This is a genomic window from Leptolyngbya sp. GB1-A1 (assembly GCF_039962475.1).
GTDB lineage: Bacteria > Cyanobacteriota > Cyanobacteriia > Elainellales > Elainellaceae > Leptolyngbya_A.
In genome coordinates, this window is record NZ_JAMPLI010000001.1 from 189,785 (window position 1) to 206,698 (window position 16,914).

The 16,914-nt window shown below is 51.9% G+C and carries 16 protein-coding genes; 4 read left to right on the forward strand and 12 right to left on the reverse strand.

Features of this window, described 5'->3' with window-relative positions:
• Nucleotides 1-2 precede the first annotated feature (2 nt).
• The 6 genes from NDI45_RS00835 to NDI45_RS00860 form a co-directional block, all read right to left on the reverse strand.
• Nucleotides 3-758 carry a BMC domain-containing protein gene (locus NDI45_RS00835; RefSeq protein WP_199296341.1) on the reverse strand — a complete coding sequence of 252 codons (756 nt, stop codon included), beginning with the start codon at nucleotides 756-758 and terminating at the stop codon, nucleotides 3-5.
• Between the two features lie 82 nt (nucleotides 759-840).
• Nucleotides 841-1,560, reverse strand: coding sequence for a hypothetical protein (locus NDI45_RS00840; RefSeq protein WP_348245786.1), 720 nt, complete (start codon nucleotides 1,558-1,560; stop codon nucleotides 841-843).
• 43 nt (nucleotides 1,561-1,603) lie between these two features.
• Complete coding sequence (locus NDI45_RS00845) at nucleotides 1,604-3,364, reverse strand: ribulose bisphosphate carboxylase small subunit (protein WP_348245787.1); 1,761 nt, start codon at nucleotides 3,362-3,364, stop codon at nucleotides 1,604-1,606.
• Nucleotides 3,365-3,723: 359 nt separating this feature from the next.
• Nucleotides 3,724-4,026 carry a EutN/CcmL family microcompartment protein gene (locus NDI45_RS00850; RefSeq protein ID WP_190790179.1) on the reverse strand — a complete coding sequence of 101 codons (303 nt, stop codon included), beginning with the start codon at nucleotides 4,024-4,026 and terminating at the stop codon, nucleotides 3,724-3,726.
• Nucleotides 4,027-4,047: 21 nt separating this feature from the next.
• Nucleotides 4,048-4,389, reverse strand: a complete 342-nt coding sequence (locus NDI45_RS00855) for a carbon dioxide-concentrating mechanism protein CcmK (protein ID WP_106173690.1) — start codon at nucleotides 4,387-4,389, stop codon at nucleotides 4,048-4,050.
• 120 nt (nucleotides 4,390-4,509) lie between these two features.
• Nucleotides 4,510-4,818 (reverse strand): BMC domain-containing protein, encoded by a 309-nt coding sequence (locus tag NDI45_RS00860; RefSeq protein WP_190790180.1) that lies wholly within the window; start codon nucleotides 4,816-4,818, stop codon nucleotides 4,510-4,512.
• A 777-nt stretch (nucleotides 4,819-5,595) separates the two neighbouring features.
• Here NDI45_RS00860 and NDI45_RS00865 point away from each other — a divergent pair.
• The 3 genes from NDI45_RS00865 to NDI45_RS00875 all read left to right on the forward strand — a co-directional run bounded on the left by NDI45_RS00865 (nucleotide 5,596) and on the right by NDI45_RS00875 (nucleotide 10,342).
• Nucleotides 5,596-7,443 carry an NAD(P)H-quinone oxidoreductase subunit F gene (locus NDI45_RS00865; protein WP_190794315.1) on the forward strand — a complete coding sequence of 616 codons (1,848 nt, stop codon included), beginning with the start codon at nucleotides 5,596-5,598 and terminating at the stop codon, nucleotides 7,441-7,443.
• Between the two features lie 74 nt (nucleotides 7,444-7,517).
• Nucleotides 7,518-9,134 carry an NADH-quinone oxidoreductase subunit M gene (locus NDI45_RS00870; protein WP_348245788.1) on the forward strand — a complete coding sequence of 539 codons (1,617 nt, stop codon included), beginning with the start codon at nucleotides 7,518-7,520 and terminating at the stop codon, nucleotides 9,132-9,134.
• Nucleotides 9,135-9,211: 77 nt separating this feature from the next.
• Nucleotides 9,212-10,342 carry a CO2 hydration protein gene (locus NDI45_RS00875; protein WP_190794317.1) on the forward strand — a complete coding sequence of 377 codons (1,131 nt, stop codon included), beginning with the start codon at nucleotides 9,212-9,214 and terminating at the stop codon, nucleotides 10,340-10,342.
• A gap of 48 nt (nucleotides 10,343-10,390) precedes the next feature.
• Here the strand turns inward: NDI45_RS00875 and NDI45_RS00880 are convergent, their stop codons facing one another.
• The 3 genes from NDI45_RS00880 to NDI45_RS00890 all read right to left on the reverse strand — a co-directional run bounded on the left by NDI45_RS00880 (nucleotide 10,391) and on the right by NDI45_RS00890 (nucleotide 13,197).
• Nucleotides 10,391-10,882, reverse strand: coding sequence for a universal stress protein (locus NDI45_RS00880; RefSeq protein WP_348245789.1), 492 nt, complete (start codon nucleotides 10,880-10,882; stop codon nucleotides 10,391-10,393).
• A 189-nt stretch (nucleotides 10,883-11,071) separates the two neighbouring features.
• Nucleotides 11,072-12,244, reverse strand: a complete 1,173-nt coding sequence (locus tag NDI45_RS00885) for an FtsW/RodA/SpoVE family cell cycle protein (protein ID WP_190794319.1) — start codon at nucleotides 12,242-12,244, stop codon at nucleotides 11,072-11,074.
• A 92-nt stretch (nucleotides 12,245-12,336) separates the two neighbouring features.
• A complete protein-coding gene (locus NDI45_RS00890; RefSeq protein WP_190794320.1) occupies nucleotides 12,337-13,197 on the reverse strand; it encodes a M28 family peptidase in 861 nt (286 codons plus the stop codon).
• 151 nt (nucleotides 13,198-13,348) lie between these two features.
• Between NDI45_RS00890 and mscL the strand changes: the two genes are divergently transcribed.
• A complete protein-coding gene (gene mscL / locus NDI45_RS00895) occupies nucleotides 13,349-13,783 on the forward strand; it encodes a large conductance mechanosensitive channel protein MscL (protein WP_190794321.1) in 435 nt (144 codons plus the stop codon).
• Between the two features lie 91 nt (nucleotides 13,784-13,874).
• Here the strand turns inward: mscL and NDI45_RS00900 are convergent, their stop codons facing one another.
• The 3 genes from NDI45_RS00900 to NDI45_RS00910 all read right to left on the reverse strand — a co-directional run bounded on the left by NDI45_RS00900 (nucleotide 13,875) and on the right by NDI45_RS00910 (nucleotide 16,479).
• The gene (locus NDI45_RS00900) at nucleotides 13,875-14,216 is read right to left on the reverse strand and encodes a hypothetical protein (RefSeq protein ID WP_190794322.1); all 342 of its coding nucleotides are present in this window, start codon (nucleotides 14,214-14,216) and stop codon (nucleotides 13,875-13,877) included.
• A 39-nt stretch (nucleotides 14,217-14,255) separates the two neighbouring features.
• On the reverse strand, nucleotides 14,256-14,906 hold the full coding sequence (upp, locus tag NDI45_RS00905) for a uracil phosphoribosyltransferase (RefSeq protein WP_190794323.1): 651 nt from the start codon (nucleotides 14,904-14,906) through the stop codon (nucleotides 14,256-14,258).
• Nucleotides 14,907-15,201: 295 nt separating this feature from the next.
• Nucleotides 15,202-16,479 carry an aspartate aminotransferase family protein gene (locus NDI45_RS00910; protein WP_347277927.1) on the reverse strand — a complete coding sequence of 426 codons (1,278 nt, stop codon included), beginning with the start codon at nucleotides 16,477-16,479 and terminating at the stop codon, nucleotides 15,202-15,204.
• Between the last annotated feature and the right edge of the window lie 435 nt (nucleotides 16,480-16,914).

Consider the following 16,914-nt stretch of genomic DNA (forward strand, 5'->3'; position numbering starts at 1 on the left):
TTTTATCCGTCGCGTTCGACTTCCTCCGGCACCACCATTTGCTGAAGATCGGGCAGTTCTACCTGCTGTTCTACCAATTCTTTTTGAGTTTGGCGGAGATTGATCGGAAGGGCGATCGGCTGCTTCTTCTCGACCCAGCAGCTGGCGACAGGCAGCGTATCCTCCAGGTCTTCCAGCGGACGCGGAATGACCATTACCGCATGAAGTTCACCAATTCGCTCCGCTTCGTGCATTCCGGCTTCGACTGCGACTGCCACATCTGCCGTCCGTCCGCGAACAATCACGGTGCAGAGCCCGTCGCCAATTACCTCGTAGGAAGACAGCAGCACGTCTGCCGATTTCAGCATCGCGTCCGCCGCGCCCACCATTGCCGGAAAACCGCGTGTTTCCAATAAGCCGATCGCCAGATTGCTGAGCCGACTGGTTCCCTGCTCCGAAGCAAAGCGGGAAAGCTGACCGCTAATCGGCAGAATCATTTCCAGATTCGGCATTGGACGGGGAATAATTGCTTTTGCTACGAGCTCACCAAACTGCTCTGCGATATCGGCTCCCTGCTCAACCGCCAGCCGCACATCAGAGATGCGTCCCCGCACAATCGCCGTGCAGTAGCCGCTCCCAATCTTTTCGTAGCCTACTAGCCGCACACCTGCGGACTTGAGCATCATATCAGCAGTGCCAACGATCGCCGGAAAACTGCGGGTTGAAACCAGCCCCAAGGCACTCTCGCTGTACATGGACGATCCGGTTGAATAAGTCATAGCAGTCTTGGGAGGCGGATGGTGAAACCTGAAATGCAATCTATCTCCACCCCAAGCATAGCTTGTCTTTCAGAGAGCGCACCTATCCTGCTGGGGAGTCCGGCGAGTTTTCGGGTGGATTGGGGGGCGGCTCAAACAGTTGCCGATGAGGAAACATGGTGACCATGATACGCTCCAAATACGCCTGACCGTAAATCTGCGTCATTGCCTTCTTAGATGGAGGCACAGGCTGGATTGTAGAAGCGATAGGCGGAGCGGATGAAGCGTTCGGAGGCGCAGGTGAGACAGCCCCGTTCGCTTTTGGAGAAGGCACAGGCGGCACTGCACCATTCGTTCCAAAAAGCGTAGACTGCGAAAAATTGGGGGCAACTTGCGGGGTTGGGGGGCTGGCTGGGGGGCGAATGGGGGAATTTGCCTGAGGGCTAGATGAAGGAACCGCTGCCAGGTCAACCTGACGGCTCCCGTCCCCAATCAGAGAACCTGGAGGGACTGATTGATTCGCTTCGATCGAGCTATCAATGATCGTACTCATCGAGCCGATACAGGCTTCTGCCCCGATCGTTCCCTGCCCCACCACTAGCACCCCGCTGCCCAGCGTTGCGCCTGATTCGATCGTCAGTTGTCCCTGATAAGCATGAAGAACTGAACCCGTGCCAATACAAGCTCCAGCAGCCACTACAAGCGCACAACCTGGATCGGCTTGCAGCAGCACATCAGGCGCGATCGTCGCAGTCGGATGAATCACAACGTCACCACTGACGAACAAATGGGTGTCGTCAATGACAGGGCGAGGGCGAGGCATAGTGTTACCGTCATCCAGGTTCTATCGTGTCCTTATCAAGGCACTATGGACGCTGAACGATGACCTCCGCAACGCGACGCTTCGACTTCATATCTACGCCAAATAGCCGCACATACTCGCCTGCGTTTTCTGTCATACAGCCTTCGATTGCCGACAGCACATCCTGTTCACGGTTTGACTGAATCGGCGCACAGGTTTTCCAGGAACTGGTCTGGAATCGACGGGTATCCGCGTGTTCTGCTGCAACCCGATATCCCTGCGCTAGCAGTTGTCTGACCTGATCCACCACTTCACGGCTCAATTTGCCGCTTCCCGATGCAGGCTGACTGGGTGCAGGCGTACTGTATCCGTTGTTGCTGACGGGAGCCTGGTAGTTGCTGGGTGCAGGCGCACTGGTTTTGCCGTTCCCGGTGTCGCCCGGACGCTGCACGATCATTTCAGAAATGCGCTGCTTTGACCGGGTATCAATGCCAAAGACCCGCACATACTCGCCGCTATGCTCAGCCAGGCAGCTTTCGAGGGCAGCGATCGCCTCAGACTCCCGTGATGCCTGAATAGGCACGCAGCTATACCAGGAGCTTGTTCGGAATCGGCGTGCATCGGCGTGCTCTGTGCCAATCTTGAAGCCCTGTGCCACGAGCTGACGCACTTTCTCCACCACTTCAGCACTCAGATGACTACTTCCCGACGATCCGTAGCTGCCAGAAGGAGCAGAGCCGTAGCTGGAAGAACTAGAGCCGTAGCTGCTAGAAGGAGCAGAGCTGTAGCTGGAAGAACTAGAGCTGTAGCTGCTAGAAGGCGAACTAACCGGAGCAGGCTTATCGCCCGGACGCTGCACGGTCATTTCAGAGACTCGCTGCTTCGTTTTAGTATCAATGCCAAAGACCCGCACATACTCGCCGCCATGCTCAGCCATGCAGCTTTCTAGCGCAGATAGCACATCCTGTTCGTGATTAGACTGAATTGGGGTACAGCTACTCCACGAGCTAGTTTGAAATCGACGCGCATCGGCATGTTCCATGCCAATCCGAAGACCTTGAGAGAGAAGCCGACGAACCTGCTCCACCACTGCCGGAGCTAAACGAGTATGTTGCATTTGATCCTGTGAATCGCTAGAAGAACTGAATTCGCGTGAACGATCGCCGGGGTCACTGTGGGTATCACTGTGATAGACCCGCTCTAACTGCTGCCGAATCGGAGCAAAGTGAGTCAATGTGTTTGCACCGTGATGCCCCGATCGTTGGGCACGGTTCATGCCCATCAAATGAGCGGCAAACGCTAGGTCAGCCGTTTGGACATTGGGCAACCGATCGGCTTGCTGCTGCTGAGTAATAATTGACCCTGAAGGCACAAACTTGCCGGGAGGAATTTCAACATCCTGAATCAGTGCGTGCATCATGACGACACAGCCTGCCCCAATTCGCGCATTGAAAAGTGTTGACCGAAAGCCGATGAAGCAGTTGTCACCCACATATACCGGACCATGAACAAGAGCCATGTGAGCGATCGAAGTATTCCTGCCAATCCAGACTGAATACTCCTGCCCATCGTCTCCGATAACTCGCCCCTGCTTCAGTCCATGAATAATCACGCCATCCTGAACATGGCTTCCCGCGCCGATGGAAAAAGGACTCCCTTCGTCAGCGCGAATAGAAGTCCCAGGAGCAATCAGCGCGTCTGCACCGATCGCCACATTTCCAATGACATTGGAAAAGGAATGGACAGAGGCAGTCTCGTCAATCCTGGGTTGTGCCAAACTCTCCGACCAAGGGGTAGGGAGAGGGGCAGAGCCACGGACTACCATAAATTAAATTTCTCCCATCTGAAACAACAGCGAAAGCCGTTGCCAGAGAATTAAAAACAGCGTTGTGTAAGACAAGATTCAGTCAGCAAAACAAGCCTGAATAGCTGCTTTAAACGATTGGTTCAGAGAATCGAGGAGACTTAGGATTCAACGTGCTGTAGCTTCTGTAAAGCAGTTACCCTTGCCTGTCCGGCTCAACAAAAGATCTATTTCACAAACCAGACAGGTAGGATGCTTTGCTTACTACCAATTGAATCCACACTTCCAAGAATCACTTAAGACAAAGGCTTGAGCTATCGATCGGAAAGCCACCTTAAACCAGAGACACATTTTTACAGACGGCTCTGATTTAAGGCAACTTATCGATCTTGGTCTCGCTTGCTGTAGAGGCGCAAATTATCGACGCTCACCGTGTCAATAATGCCGATAACCAGCGCATCTAGGGGACGCGATTCGCCCCGCTCGGTTTGTCGGGCTGCACTACCGCGACTCACAAGCACCCACTCATCATTTCCTGCCCCAACGCTGTCAGCAGCCACTTCATACTCTGGCAAAAGCTGCCCTTCCTTGTCGATAAACTGCACGAGCAGAAATTTCACACCAGTCAGGCTTTGCTCTTTTTGGGTGCTAACCACCGTACCGCAGACTTTAGCAATTTGCATTCGGTATCAGGAACGAATCGCTTAGGAACGGCTGATAGGACGGATACCGCTCACGCTTTCGCGGAACGCTTCGACTGCTTCGGTATAGCGAATCGGCAGTACGTACTCCAGGTTTTCGTGGGGACGAGCAATGATGTGGGTAGAGAGAACCTGCCCGCCGTTCACCCGCTTCACGTTCTCAATTCCGGCAGAGACCGAAGCTTGAACCTCGGAGACATCACCCCGAACGATTACTGTGACGCGACCGCTGCCAATTTTTTCATAACCCACCAGCGTGACGCGAGCTGCTTTCACCATTGCGTCTGCTGCTTCGACAACCGCCGGAAAACCGAGGGTTTCTACCATTCCTACTGCAATAGCCATGAGTCTTTCTCCCTTCCAGTTAATGAGTCTTCGTAACCTTGTTAAACACGATCGCTGACCGAGATCAGCCGTCGATCGAACCTAGCAAATCAAACTCAGCAAATCAGGCTGAACGAACTGCTAGGAGCGGAACTGCTCTACCGCCTCGGTATAGCGAATGGGCAAAACATATTCCAGATTTTCGTGAGGACGAGCAATGATGTGGGTGGAAACAACTTGTCCGCCGTTCACCCGGTTGACACTCTCAATCCCAGCTGCAAGCGATGCTTGAACTTCTGAGACATCGCCTCGCACAATCACTGTGACAAGACCACTGCCAATCTTTTCATAGCCTACTAGGGTTACCCGCGCCGCTTTCACCATAGCGTCTGCCGCTTCTACGACCGCAGGAAAGCCCTTCGTCTCAATCATTCCAACCGCAATCGGCATTCTTGGTCTCCCGTACAGCAAAACGAGAATGGCACTAACTATTTCTAAAAACTGCCTCTGAAAATTTTCACGGGATGACCGATTGTTAAATTTTCAGGAAACACCTTAGAATTCCCAGAATTAAGAATACAGGTGATGGACAACCTTACGCAATATAAACTGAGATGATTATTTTTATACTAAACATAACTTGTTTTTATAGCGTATCTTGGCTTCGATCGCGGGCTCACCCTTTCAGTAATCGTTCTCCAGTGAATAACGCAAACCCACCTGATTTCGCTTAAGAAATTGATGGAACCGGAAAATTGTATTGAAGCAGGCTGATAAAGCGATCGATTTGAAGACGGTTGATTGATGTTTTTTATGCCCTAACCTGTAGAAAAAATTATACCATTGATAAGAAAAAACTTATGAACTTATTCGATTCCTCTGGCTCCTAGGACTGATGCGGTGGAAGGCAGGGTATATCAATTTATTAAGATGTGCTGCGCCTGGGGATCACGCTATAAGATGCTAGTATTCCCCTAATAAATAATGAATTGATTAGAATCGCTCATCTCTGTTAGTTGCGAAGCATTTTTTGCACGATTGAGATGACTTTAGAGTAGAAAGCTTCAGCAATGCCTGACTGAGAACAACGGTGAAAGCTCTATGCTAGATTAGATAACCCTTAATTTTTGCTAAATTATTCTGCTATTCAAAATTATTGTCTTGATTTTGGTTTGGCAGGGAGTTTGGTTGCAGCATTTATTTCATCTCAATAAGGAAAGATCAGTAATGAATCAGCTTCTCGTTCAGACGAGCTGGTGGGTTCCCCTGTACGGTTTGATTGGCGCAATTCTGACGCTGCCCTGGTCGATCGGGCTAGTTCGCCGCACTGGACCAAGACCAGCCGCCTACTTTAATATCCTGATGACTGTTCTGGCTCTGGTTCACAGTGCCCTGATGCTAAAGGCAGTTTGGGATCAAGAACCCGTTCGATCGCTGATTCCCTGGCTGAGTGTTCCTGACTTAGATATCTGGCTAACCCTGGAGACCTCTCGCACAAGCGTTGCGGCTGCGCTGTTTATCACTGGCTTAAGTTTGTTGGCACAGATTTTCGCGCTGGGCTATTTGGAAAAAGACTGGGCACTGGCAAGATTCTATGCGCTGATGGGTTTCTTTGAGGCGGCAATGAGCGGCATCGCCCTAAGCGATTCCCTGTTTCTAAGCTATGCCCTGCTGGAAATGTTGACCCTTTCTACCTACTTGTTAGTGGGCTTTTGGTATGCTCAGCCCCTGGTGGTAACGGCTGCCCGTGATGCTTTCTTGACTAAACGAGTTGGAGACTTGCTCTTGTTGATGGGTGTGGTCACCTTATCCACGCTGGCTGGCAGCATGGACTTCACCCATCTTGCGCTGTGGGCAGAAAACGTTCAGCTTCCCTCGGTGGTTGCAACGCTGCTGGGACTGTCGCTCTTAGCAGGTCCAACAGGGAAGTGTGCCCAGTTTCCGCTGAACCTATGGCTAGATGAAGCGATGGAGGGTCCAAATCCGGCTTCGATTCTGCGAAATTCTGTGGTTGTTGCCTGCGGAGCCTATGTGCTGATCAAGCTTCAGCCTGTGCTGGCACTCTCGCCCGTGACGCTGACAACAATTATGGTGCTGGGGTCGCTAACGGCGATCGGAGCTTCGCTAGTGTCGATCGCTCAAATTGATATCAAGCGAACCTTGTCTCACTCGACCAGTGCCTATCTGGGGCTAGTATTTTTGGCGGTGGGAACTCAGCAAGATGATCTGGCACTGATGTTTTTGTTTGCCCATGGTGTTGCTAAGGCACTGCTGTTTATGAGTGTCGGGTCAATTATTTTGACGACTAGCACCCAGGACCTTACCGAGATGGGCGGACTTGCAAAGCGAATGCCTGCTACAACGTTTGCCTATGTCGTGGGTGGGCTGGCTTCGGTGGCACTGCTGCCGCTTGGCGGCTTCTGGGCAATGGTGCAGTGGATGGAGGGCGTTTGGGCGGTTTCTCCCTGGCTGGTTGCAGTGCTGCTGCTGGTCAATGGACTCACGGCATTTAACTTGGTACGAGTTTTTGGCTTGGTCTTTTGGGGTCACCCGCAGCCAAAAACGCGCCGCGCGCCGGAAGTACCCTGGCTAATGGCGGTGCCGATGGTGACGCTCTCGATTTTTGCGCTGCTGCTGCCTTTGCTACTGAAACAGTGGCAGCTTTTGCCCGCGCTAAGCGAAGTCAATCTGAGTCTACTCGCCAGTTTGCTCGCTTCGGGCATAGGTGGAGCAGCCCTTGCAGGCATCATTTACCTTAACCCAGCAGTACGAAAGCCAACTCCGCTTGTGGGGTCTGTGCTGCGCGATGTACTGGCGTATGACTTTTTTATTGATCGCCTCTACAAGCTCAGTGTGGTGTTTGGAGTGGTGCAGGGTTCGCGCTTGACTGCTTGGTTCGATCGCTATGTGGTGGATGGGCTGGTGAACTTTGTTGGAGTGGCTTCAATCTTTAGCGGAGAAAGCCTGAAATATACGATTTCCGGGCAGTCGCGCAGCTATTTGCTGAATTTGTTTGTGGGGCTACTGCTGGCTCTAAGCCTAACCGGATGGCTGATCTGGAGTCCGCTGTTTTAGTGACTGTTTTCGCTAATTGAGCGGTTCTCGCCTTATTTTTCGATCGTCTGCTGTTCATCCTGCAATTCCTTGCGATGCTGAGTCTTTTTATTTGGGTTCCGTTTCTTGGGGTTCTGCTGATTAGTGTGCTGCCGCCGTCTCAAGTGAACCGATCGCGGCAGATTGCCCTTGCGCTTTGTAGTTTGGTTGTAGTCTGGTCGCTTGTTGTCGCTAGCCAATTTAGCCTCGGCGACGCGGCACTGCAATTTCAGGAATCGCTGCCCTGGATTAAGAATTTGGGCTTGAGCTATCAGCTTGGGGTGGATGGACTGTCGCTGCCGCTGCTGGTGATGAATGGGGTGCTAACCTGGGTTGCGCTCTATAGCGGTGATGCTCAAATCCACCGTCCGAAGCTGTTTTACAGCCTAATCCTGCTGCTGAACGGAGCTGTTGCTGGGGCTTTTCTCTCGCAAAATCTGCTGCTGTTTTTCCTGTTCTATGAGTTTGAGCTGATTCCGCTCTATTTGATTATTGCGATTTGGGGTGGGGCAAAGCGCGGCTATGCGGCAACCAAGTTTCTGATTTACACGGCAATTTCGGGCGTGGTGATTTTGGCAGCCTTCTTTGGCTTGTCGCTCCTGAGCGGCTCGGGCAGCTTTGACTATGGGATTGTACGCGATCACGATTTGTCTACAACACCTCAGATTGCTTTGCTGGTCACGCTGCTGATTGGCTTTGGCATCAAAATTCCGATTGTTCCCCTGCATACCTGGCTGCCCGACGCGCACGTTGAAGCTCCGACTCCGGCATCGGTGCTGCTGGCTGGGGTTTTGCTGAAGCTGGGTACTTACGGAATGCTGCGGTTTGGACTGGGGCTATTTCCCGATGCCTGGGAAGTCCTGTCGCCATGGATTGCAGGTGTTGCAGTGGTGAGCGTTCTGTACGGTTCATTTGCGGCGATCGCTCAAACCGACATGAAGAAAATCGTGGCCTATAGCTCGGTAGGGCACATGGGCTATGTAATTCTGGCGGCAGCGGCGGCGACCCCGCTGAGTTTGATTGGAGCGATCGCCCAGATGGTGAGCCACGGTTTAATCTCTGCGCTGCTGTTTTTGCTAGTGGGTGTGGTGTATACCAAAACTGGAACCCGCGATATTAACGTGCTGCGTGGATTGCTCAACCCCGAGCGAGGGCTGCCGCTGGTTGGGAGCTTGATGGTGGTCGGCGCAATGGCAAGCGCAGGAATTCCCGGTATGGTGGGCTTTATTGCCGAATTTATTGTGTATCGCGGCAGTCTGCCTGTGTTTCCGGTGCAAACGCTGCTCTGCATGGTGGGAACCGCACTGACTGCGGTTTACTTTCTAATTTTGATCAACAAAGTCTTCTTTGGTCGATTGCCAGAGACGCTAGCGAACCTACCGCGTGTCCGCTGGCACGATCGCATTCCTTCAGTAATTGTCGCGGTTCTGGTGATTTTGCTGGGGCTTCAGCCTGGCTGGATAACTCGCTGGAGCGTGTCGATTTCCAAGACTCTAGGAATTGACAGTCCGAGCCGCACGGCAATGAGCTGGTCAATACCGAGCGCACCTGCCGCAGATCCCCCGGTTGCTTCCCAGTTTTCCGCAGAAGCGATCGAAGATTTTACTCCGGCTCCTGCTGTGCCTGCAATTGACGCTGCCTCTGTCTCTGGCAGGATGCCCTCCATGAGCTAATTCGCCCATAGTCCCTTTATTCCTCAAGGTTACGTTTTCAATTTCCTCGTTTCCTTCACTCCTGAAACAATTCGCACATGGTAACTCTCGTTCCGCCCCATCGCTCTCATCCCCTTGCTGATTTGATCGAAAGAATTCAGGCAGGCGGTGCACTGCTGCCCGACTCTCCTGGGAATGTGCTGGAAGTGGTTGGCATTCTCAAGAGCTACGGCGTCGTGCTGGATGCTTATCATCGCAACCTCACCTTTATTGCAGAGCATCAGTTTTTGATGCTGTTTCCTTTCTTTAAGTATTTCAATGGTGAAGTGACCTTCGCCAAACTGCTGAAGCACTGGTGGCACGATCGCATTAACTATGAGTTTGCCGAATATTGCATGAAAGCGATGTTCTGGCATGGGGCAGAAGGGCTGGATGCTTATCTAGACAGCGAAGAGTTTAGCCAGGGGGCAGGGGCAGCGATTCGAGCCAAACTGCGGGGCAACGCCATGATGCAGGGACTCGATCGCCTGTTTCCCGAATTTTTGCCGGAGCAGGTGCGGTTGCTGTGCTACTACAGTGCGCTGGGGCAGTTCTGGGATGTGATGAGCCGAATGTTTTTGGAGCTATCCGATCGCTACGATCGAGGCGAAATCGAAACGATTCCTCAAGTGGTGCAACATGTTCAGGATGGACTGGTAGCAGCTGCTGCTGACCCGATCACTTATGCCGTTGAAATTGGCGATCAACGCTACGAAATTATTCCCAAATCGGCAGGGCTGACGTTTTTGAAGGATACGGCCGTGCCTTATGTAGAAGCGGTCTTCTTTCGATCGTTTCCCTTCTTTGGCACGATTTCCTACAATGCGCAGGCGGGTCAAATTTCTTCCAATCAGGCAGATTTTAACTACGGGGCACTGTTTGCCGATCCGCTGCCTGTTGGAGGAGGCGGGATTCCGCCAACGCTGCTGATGCAGGACATGACCCATTTTTTGCCCGATGCCCTGCGGCAGGTGTATCTCCAGGAGCTACGGGGCGAAGACGACCTGCGGGTGAAGATTTGTCTGAGCTTCCAGAAAGCAATGTTTTGCGTCACGACAGCAGCCATAAGAGGTTTGATGCCTCACCCGATCGATACTACAAACCCACAGCACCAGCAGGAGAATCTCACGTATCTGGAAGGCTGGATGGACAAATTGCAGGACTCGCAGGTTTTAAAGATGCAGTCTTAGGTAGACAAGGGAAGCCGAGGAAAGGCAAGGGGCAGCAGACCGAATGGCTCAAGTCGAGGTCTTGGCAGGTACGACCATCACTGGGCAGGGCGCATGATGCACCACATAAGTGCTAACGCTACCCAAAAAGAACTCGCCAAAGCCCGATCGCCCTCTGCGTCCTACTACGATCAAATCTGCCTGCCAATTTTTCGCCAGGTTGCAAATCACTTTGCCTGGACGACCGGATAACTGGCTGAATTCAGTGGCAATTCCCGCTTGAGTAGCGCGATCGGTAAAGCTCTGAAGCTGAGTGACGCCTTTTTCCTCGTACTCCTGCCACCGCTCCTGATAAGCATCCATCACTGCCGTTTCCAGCACTACGTAAGATCCTGGACCCGATGCGGCAAGAGGCATTTGGGGGCTACTTTCCTCATCCAGCGATAAAACGTGCAGCACCATCAGAGAAGACTGAAAGGCATTTGCCATTTTTAAGGCTTGATCGAAAACGATTTCGGCAAAGGGAGATTCATCAACAGCAACAAGAATTTTTTGCGGCATGGCGGAGTTCGCTATAAAACAATAGGCTCAAAAAACAATAGGCTCAAAAAAAGTTGACTTAAATCGATCGACTCAACCATAAGTCACTCAAAAAACAGTAAGTCACAGTTCTCACGCTAGCTCAAGTTCTTTAACGCCAGGTCAATAACGACAGGTTAATGAGTTGAGCGATCGGCTGGGTTAATTCCATCATGAATCAGATTTTGCCCAGCGAGGATCGATCGCAATGACTTCTGCGCTGGTGCTTTCCCTAGCAACCCGAATCAGCAATCCTGCCGCTAGCAAACTGGCAATCATCGAGCTGCCACCATAGCTGAACAGCGGGAAGGGTAGCCCTGTGGTGGGCAGTGCCCCGCTTGCAACGCCGATATTGAGCAGCGATTGCCCCACCATCAAAATCATGACGCCAACTGCAACCAACTGATGCACCTGATTTTTTGCCTTGAGCGCAACCCGGATTGCTAGCGTTGCATAGCCTGCCAACATCAGAAACAGTAAAAAGCAGCCGACCAAACCAAACTCTTCGGCAAAGACCGCAAAAATAAAATCAGTATCCTGAATTGGCAGGAAAAACAGCTTTTGCTGCGACAGCCCGAAGCCACTGCCAAACATGCCGCCTGAGCCGATCGCCAGCAAGCTCTGAATCAACTGATAGCCGTCCCCCTTGGGATCTGCCCAGGGATTGAGAAACGAAATCAATCGCCGTCGCTGATAGGATTTGAGGCTAACGCTGACGATAGCCGCCAGAACGCCTAACCCTGCCGCACTGCCCAGGTATAAGTAAGGCAAGCCTGCCGCCAAGGCAATTAACCAAATCATCATGCCGCAAAGGGCTGCTGTACTCAGGTTGGGCTGCAAGAGAATTGCGGCGATCGTCATTCCAAAGATTCCCACCCAGAGCAGACGAGTTCCCCAGTCTAGCCGCTCCCACTGCCCAAAAATCCGCGCACTCTGCAATACCAGAAACGGTTTGATTAGCTCAGACGGCTGAATGCCGACGGGACCAATGACCAGCCAGCGCGTTGCTCCATTGACCTCGGTTCCGACGCCTGGCAGCAGCGTCATCAGCACTAGCCCCAGCAGCAGCAGCAAAACCCAGTTTGCCAATCCGAGAATAAAGCGCAGGGGCGAATGCACCAGGACATTAAACCCCATCATGCCCAAACAAATCCACAACAACTGAATTTTGAAGTAATACAGCCCGTCGCCCGTCTTCGCATCTGCCACCGCAAAGGACGCAGAATACATCACCACTAAACCGACCAATAGCCACAAAAAGGTAAGCCAGCGCAGCAGACGGCTTTCCTGTCCCCAGTCCTGAGCTGAGGAATCAAAAAAAGGAATGAAATGTCGGAGCTTCACAGCGATCGGAGCCTTTAACGTGCAGAAACAAGTGGAAAGTGCGTATTAGATTAGCGCAAATCGACCGGAGCAGCGCAAATTTTCCTCGTCGCTTAAAGCGATCGAATTCCCGCAACCAGCCCTGAACAAACCCGTGCTAAAAACTCCAGATCGAGGGTGTCTAGCCGATCGCTGCTTTTGTGATAGTGCGGATTCCGCAGAAACGCGGTATCGGTGATCATCATTGCCGGATAGCCTTCGTCCCAAAAAGGAGCATGGTCGCTGCTGCGTGTTACGGGAACAATCATGCCTCGCTTTCCGGCAGGCAGCCATTCACAGCCGACCCTGCCCACAGTACGAATTTGTCGCTGAAGTCGGATCAGATCCAGCGTGGTCTGCACGTTTCCCACCAGGGCAATGAAATCGCCGCGGTCGGGATAGAAATACTTGAGAAAAGCCGGATATTTCTGGGATTGAGGAGCGCGATCGCAGTAGCCCAGCATTTCTAGCGAAATCATGAGCCGCAGGAGTTGGTTCTGCTGTCTCAGCTCGCGCGCATAGGCTGCACTGCCTAGTAAGCCGTACTCTTCCATATCAAAGGCAACCAGCCGCAGGGGATAACGGGCAGGCTCCGCTGCAAAAATTTGCGCCAGTTCCAGCAGCACTGCAACGCCTGAAGCATTATCATCTGCCCCTGGCGTACCCGGAACAGCATCATAATGTGCGCCAATCAAAATCGGCGGACGAGTCGCTTTACCGGGCAAATCGAGAATCAAATTTTGATGCAGGCCGCCCCGCACTGTGAATTCATGGGTTTCGATCGTGCCCCACTGAATCAACTGCTCCCGCACATACTCCCGCACGTAAAAATGTCCCTGGCTGGCAAAATAGGGATCGCGATCGCGAATGAGGTGATTCAAATGAGCAAGCAGAGCGGATTGCAGCACGTTGGGTTCGATCGCGTCAGCAGACATCTCCCTCAAAGGTAAGAAATTTGTGAAAAACGGGTTGACTTTTTTCTTTAGAAACAGGAGATTAGCGGCAGTTGTTCACCCAGAACTAAATTCGCGTGTAGAAGCATTCGTGTGTAAAAACATTCGTGTATAAAAACAAAGGATAGAAACAATGGCAGTCAGAAGAGGACGACGCGCTGCAACAGGGTTTTTGGCAGATTTTCGTGAATTTGTCATGCGGGGCAATGTCCTTGATCTTGCCGTTGCAGTCGTGGTTGGAGCTGCTTTCAGCCAGATTGTCGATTCGTTTGTGAAAGATATCATTACTCCGTTGCTCCTCAATCCGGCACTGCAAGCTGCCAACTTACAAGACATTAACCAGCTTCAAATCAATGGAATTAAATATGGAGTATTTCTCGCTGCGGTGCTTAATTTTCTGATTATCTCGTTCGTTCTCTTTTTGGTTATCCAATCGTTTGAAGCTGCCAAAAGACGATTTTTGCGCGAAGAGGAAGTTGCAGAAGACCTCGTTGATCCAATCATCGCCTCACAGCAAGACCTGAAAGCCTCGATCGACACGCTCACCCAAACTCTTCGCAGCCGATAGTGCTGATCATGCTGAACTGCTCATGAACTGGGTATGAACTGAGCATCTTGATCATTAATCGTCAGCAAATCGTCCAGCAGCCAGAGAGCATCTACGGATCTTGAGAGACGACCTGTTCGCCGTTTCCCTGAACTGATGTACCGTTCACCGTTCCAAGCTGCTGTCGCACATCGTCGATCGCATCATTCAGCTGAGCGATTTTGTCTTCTAAGCCTCGCCGCGCAATTTCCATATTTTGCTCGGTCGGGGCTTTAAGCTGTCGTCGCTTTGTGGGCTTGCTTTCGGCTTTATCCAGCTTGGAGAACGATTTTTCAGATCCCGCAGATTCCTGATTGAGCCGGGACGCTGCCAGCGCACCGATCACGCCACCAACCACACCACCGACCACCGTTCCCAACAAAAAGCCACCAATAAAATTTCCCTGCTGGCTCATGCAATTCTCCTTTTATGACGCTAAGGTTTCGTGCCAATCTTAAGTGCCAAACGTTCGATCGCCTGCATCGCCCAATCCAGGAACAATGTAGCCTTTTTCGTTTAAACCTTCATCGATCGTCGCCGCATACACGACCAGACCCGGAAAGGCATTGCTAAGCTGCTGTAGGGCAGGCGGAGCCGTAACAACGGCAATAATTCTTACCAGGCTTGGATCAGCGCCTCGTCGCGTTAATTCTTGCATGACCGTCATCATCGAGCCACCTGTCGCCAGCATGGGATCGGTAATTAGAATTCGCGTCTGCGGGTCGAATTTCTCAGGAAACTTGTTCAGGTAGACACTGGGTTCGAGTGTTTCTTCGTTTCGCACCACGCCAATGTGATAAACCGAGGCAAGCGGCAAGAGTGCCTGTGCGCCATCTAGCAACGCCAGCCCTGCCCGCAGAATGGGAACCACTGCTACCGGAACTTCTGGGTTGATAAACGTCGCCGGACAAGTTGCCAGAGGCGTGCTCACTTCGGTTTCGATCGTGGGTAACCAGTCGCGGATTGCTTCATAAGTCAGCCATCTGCCTAGCTCAGTCATCGCACTACGAAACAGCACCGAGGGCGTTGCTTCATCACGAGACACTGCCAGCCAGTGTTTGATTAGCGGGTGGGGGGGAACGTAGACACGCAGTTGAAGAGCCATGCAATCGATTGGGAGGAATAGGAAAGAGATAAAGAAAATGGGGGATATTCTCCCCCTGTTCATTGTTTCACAAGACTTTGGACTTTGAACGCTCTGAATTATGCGTCCTGATTCGTAATTGCTGTGCAGAGAGAACGTGAGGAGTTGTAAATCTGCCGATCGCCCCCTTGATTTTCCCTTTAGTTCCCAACTTTGGGGAACTTAGAAACGGAGAAGAGGCTAAGTTTCTCTCAGAATTGACCCGCTAGCAGGCCGGCCGGGTGATAACGACGATTCTTTCACCCATTCTTAGAGGCTACGGCAAATCGCGCAAAACCTCGCTTAGCATCTCAACCAACTGATCGATGTGGTGCTTCTCGATGATGAGAGGCGGCGACAGGGCAATGATATCGCCTGTGGTGCGAATTAGCAGGCCCTTCTCGTAGCAGCGCAAAAAGCACTCAAAAGCACGAGCCGAGGGTTTTCCGGCGATCGGCTCCAGCTCGATTCCGGCAACCAGTCCCAGGTTACGCACATCGATCACATGGGGCTGTCCTTTCAGCGAATGCACTGCCGACTCCCAGTAAGCAGACATTTCACGGGCGCGATCGAACAAGCCTTCCTGCTCGTAAATCTCTAGCGTTGCCAGTCCTGCCGCACAAGCCACCGGATGCCCGGAGTAGGTGTAGCCGTGGAATAGCTCGATCGCGTTGTCTGGCGCATTCATAAAGGCATCATAGATTCCTTCACGCACAAAGACGGCTCCCATTGGCACAGTACCGTTGGTAATGCCTTTAGCAACCGTCATCATATCGGGTTTAACGCCAAAATACTCTGTAGCAAAGCTAGCTCCCAGTCGTCCAAATCCGGTGATGACCTCATCAAAAATCAGCAGAATGCCGTGCTTATCGCAAATTGCCCGCAGCCGCTCCAGGTAGCCTTTTGGCGGAATCAGTACTCCGGTCGAACCTGCCACGGGTTCCACAATCACCGCCGCAATATTCGAGGCATCGTGCAGCGCGACAATTTTCTCGAGCTCATCTGCCAGGTGTGCACCCCATTCCGGCTGACCGTGGCTAAAGGCATTGTGTTCGAGATTGTGTGTATGAGGCAGATGATCCACGCCCGTCAGCAAACCGCCAAAAAACTTGCGGTTCGGACCAATGCCGCCCACCGAGATGCCACCAAACCCGACGCCGTGGTAGCCACGCTCTCGTCCAATTAATCGCTGCCGCGTGCCTTCACCTCGTGCCCGGTGATAGGCGATCGCAATCTTCAGCGCAGTATCGACTGCTTCTGAACCGGAGTTGGCAAAAAAGACGTGATCAAAGCCGGGAGTCATTTTTATCAGGCGATCGGCAAGCTGAAACGGTCCCGGATGCCCCATTTGAAACGTTGGACCAAAATCGAGCGTTGCCACCTGCTTCGAGACTGCTTCAACAATCTGCGATCGACAGTGACCCGCATTCACACACCAGAGTCCCGCCGTGCCGTCTAGTACCTGTCGCCCGTCGACGGTGGTGTAATGCATATCCTTCGCGGCAGTAAACAGGCGTGGACTGTCTTTAAATTGCCGATTGGAAGTGAAGGGCATCCAGAAAGCTTCAAGCTCAGCCCGTGAAGGAGCGGCGGTGTGGGAAGCTGTCTCAGGTAAGGTCGGACGAGTCAGTTCTTGCATATTAATTCAGCTCAGTTTTTACTGATTTTGATTTTGCTTAAGTATCGTTCAGAATCAATTGCAGCAGTGGTCTCAAGCAGTGATCTTAAAGGGGAAAACGAAATCCACTCAGCCGGCTCAGACTCTCATGGCTTAGGGTTTTTATAAAAAATCCAAGAGAAGCTCAAACCTTTCCACTGACCCTCAACCTGAATTCAAACACCCTTTAGCCCAGAAGATTCCTGATTATTTCGATCGTTGTGTTTTTTGGAATCCTAAAATGTTTTCATAAGAACATTCTACAAAACGCTGTTTCCTCAACGCCTTCACCGATCGTCACGAATTGCTAGCAAAATCCTGCCGCAGGTATGA